The sequence below is a fragment of the Proteus sp. TSJ240517 genome (assembly GCF_047921575.1).
Taxonomy (GTDB): Bacteria; Pseudomonadota; Gammaproteobacteria; order Enterobacterales; family Enterobacteriaceae; genus Proteus.
Genome location: NZ_JBLRMH010000019.1, coordinates 1 through 3206, shown reverse-complemented (window position 1 = coordinate 3206; position 3206 = coordinate 1). Strand labels below are relative to the sequence as shown.

Sequence of the window (3206 nt, the reverse complement as noted above, 5' to 3'; positions counted from 1 at the left end):
CGAAAAAAGGGGGTGGTCAGACGAACGCAGTGAGTTTGACGGGCTTGGGTGAATGGCTTTTTTCGCAGGCGTCCAGCCGAAGAAAACAGCCAGAGGGCGGAGCCTTATGTCATTCATTTTCGTCCAGAAAATGAGTGGCATTGATACTGAAAGTATCATGGGGTGTAAGTTAGTAAAACTATGATTCCACCCGTTATTTTACCCGTTATTCTGCCCGTTATACCTAAATTGGGTGAAATAACGGGTAAAATAACGGGTAGATTAATGGGTAAGAAATAACACAACGTCATCTTGTGTCTATCTCTTATTCTGTATCTTATTCTCTGTATTATTCTGTGTATTAGAGAGAAATTAGATAGAATAAGATACGGAATAATACACAGGATAATAAACAAACATGACATTAACCTGCCTTTTCCTCGAGCTGTTTAAGCATCGAAACATCACCTAATAACCGTTGATTTTTACCTGTGAAAAAGATGATCGGGCTGACATTTGCATTATCAATACTTCGGCTTAACTGAATTCCCATCGCCTGATAATCATCATCATTTGTGCAATGGTATAACGCTAAAACAAGCTGACATTGTTCGGGGGTTCCGCACTCTATTGCCCAGCGGATCAACTCCGAAAAGGTCAATCCGTTCGGTTTCCAGTGTTTTTTATGCCGTGACGCTAACGCCTTAAATTTTTCACGCCCTCGATTGTATTTTTCTGCCCCGATCACCGGATCTTCACAACGAACCCCTTGAACCGGTCGCTTATCAAATGACAATTCCCATAAATTTAATTCTTCGATGTATTCGTAATCTGCTGGCGATGCCAAACGAAATAATTGAGACATAGTGATCCCCTCCGATGATGTGTGAACGGAGATAGTATAAGGCTTTCGGGAAATTCCGCTTCCTCGACGTGAAGCAAGTTCACGCCTTGCGGCGAGCGTTGCGAGTTGAAAACATGAGGGAAATTTTTTGTGATACTCCAGAAGGCACAGAGCCGAAATGATTGTGACATCACTTCGGCTCTGCTAATCTGATTCGGTGCATTCGTTGCTAAGATCAGACCTAGACAATCCAATCTTAGCAATGGGAAGCTAGCTTGTCACTACTTCCTTAAAACCATTCAAAGACACTAACTCAAATGCACCACTTGATTGACTCGGACTTAGCCCGGTCTCCGAAAGGATAAACAGGCAAATTGTGGTAGTAAAACGTACCGGAAAACGAAATTCCGGCTCTGCCTCCGAATCACGCTGCGGTATCGAAAGATTACAGTGCGTACCTGATAAGAGCACCAATCAACGGACTAGGGATTTCTTGGATTGCACCGTCGAAAGAAGCCCAACCTAACCAGACTTAGCTAGATTAAAGAGCTAAGGAGCCATGACCCAATGACCGATCATGGAGAAAAGCAAAGACAAGATGACGTTGTCGCTTCGCTCCGTTTTGATTAGTACCACATTGGGGCATTAGTTTTTTTTATTTTAAAATCATAAAGTTTAAGATAAAATAAAGAGGTAAGTTTTAATTGAGAGATTTCTCGCGTACTAACTACTGGTAATTTTACCAGTGAGGGGATTTATCCCTGATATTTCTTACCCAACGCACCAAGACGACACTACGCTATGCTACAACGCTGTTATAGCGACGAGACCGCCAGACTCTAGGTCTTATTAGTTTAATCATGATGTGACGAGGGTTAGATGGTATGCCTTTGCGAGCTAGGCATACGAAAGCTAGGGTTTATTGCTGAATAACTCTCACTCCAAAACACATGCGAGAGGTTGCCACAATGGTGTGGTAATCGTGTTAAGGAGAAATAGTATGAATAAAAAAACTTATATTCAGCAAACGGTTAAGAAAGTAAAACAAGTTATTGTATGGGTTACAGGCTTGTTTTTGAGAGAAGCCATACGCGAGTATGTAATCCCTCACGTAAAAGAAATATTCTGGAGTCTTTTCGATGAGTAAAAACCGTTCCCCAAGTTTTAAATATTACGAGTTAAATCAATCCCCTCTATACAAACTTCAGAGTAAAAATAAACTTAACGCTTTGTTAGGTATAAATAAAAATCAAATCCCATCATTGCTATCAGATGAATTATTCAATCAGTTCCTAAATAAAGATAACCGTCTAATTCAACACCCCATAGGTAAATTAGAATTAGTACATAAAAAAATATACAGCCTGTTGAATAAAATAATAAAACCAAGCTACTTACATTCAGGAACAAAAAAACGATCAACATCAACAAATGCCGAAATACATAAAAATAACAAAGAGATGCTGAAAATTGATATTAGTAAATTTTTTCCTTCAAATTCAGAAAGAAAAATAAGAAATTTATTTTTGTACCAGTTTGAAATGTCTATTGATGCGGCAAGTTATTTATCTAAATTAATTTGCATAAATGGAATACTACCAACTGGTAGTCAAGTAAGCATGCAAATAGCTTATTTTGCAAACAAGATTATGTTTGACCGCCTAAACACACTTGCAAAAGAAAATAACCTATCAATGACAGCCTATGTCGATGATGTGGCTTTTTCAGGGGAAAAAATACCAACTGGTTTTTTAAAAAAAGTCAAAACGATCGTCAATGAATCAGGTTTAACTATAAAAAATAAAAAAATAAAAATATACAGAGAAAAACAACCCAAGATGATCACTGGAATAATCATAAAAAACAATATGTTAACAGTCAGAAATAAAAATCTACGAAAAATAAAACAAACTTTCTTGGAAATATTTACCCCCAACGCTCATTTATCACTAGAAGAAAAAGAAGTCATTTACACTCGTTTAAAGGGGCAATTACATGCGGCAGGACAAATAAATAAGCGATTCAAACAAAAAGCCAAACATATAAATAAAAATCAAAAAAAATACCTAAAACAAAATCAAACACTATAAATTATGGTGCTCATAATCCCTTTTATGTTAAACGGGCGAGTTAGTTAGCGAAAACCGCCCGTTTATCCCCATTAAAGCCCCTCAAAACGATTTTAAGACACGATCACCCTATAAAACACCCAAATCTACGCTGAAAGTTTAGAACGGTTTTGCGGGCTTCTGAGTGCGTTTTTAACATCATGCAAACTGACAAGTAAAACGATACGAAATCGCTGAAAGACACAAACTTGTTTTGTGGCAAGAAGCGATTTGACCAACCGAGTAAAACGAGGGCGGTAGGCTTTTTGTTTTTC

Annotated in this window: 3 protein-coding genes; 2 read left to right on the top strand and 1 reads right to left on the bottom strand. The window is 37.9% G+C overall.

The window, feature by feature from the left end:
* Nucleotides 1-403: 403 nt before the first annotated feature.
* Entirely contained in the window at nt 404-844 is a 441-nt protein-coding gene (locus ACNARN_RS18490; RefSeq protein ID WP_192963023.1) for a hypothetical protein, read from the bottom strand.
* Between the two features lie 979 nt (nt 845-1823).
* On the opposite strand from ACNARN_RS18490, the gene ACNARN_RS18485 reads away from it, so the two are divergent.
* Both ACNARN_RS18485 and ACNARN_RS18480 read left to right on the top strand, forming a co-directional pair.
* On the top strand, nt 1824-1970 hold the full coding sequence (locus tag ACNARN_RS18485; protein ID WP_158660334.1) for a hypothetical protein: 147 nt from the start codon (nt 1824-1826) through the stop codon (nt 1968-1970).
* Nucleotides 1963-2913, top strand: coding sequence for a reverse transcriptase family protein (locus ACNARN_RS18480; RefSeq protein WP_196715282.1), 951 nt, complete (start codon nt 1963-1965; stop codon nt 2911-2913). The genes ACNARN_RS18485 and ACNARN_RS18480 overlap by 8 nt, the downstream gene beginning before the upstream one ends.
* Nucleotides 2914-3206 lie beyond the last annotated feature (293 nt).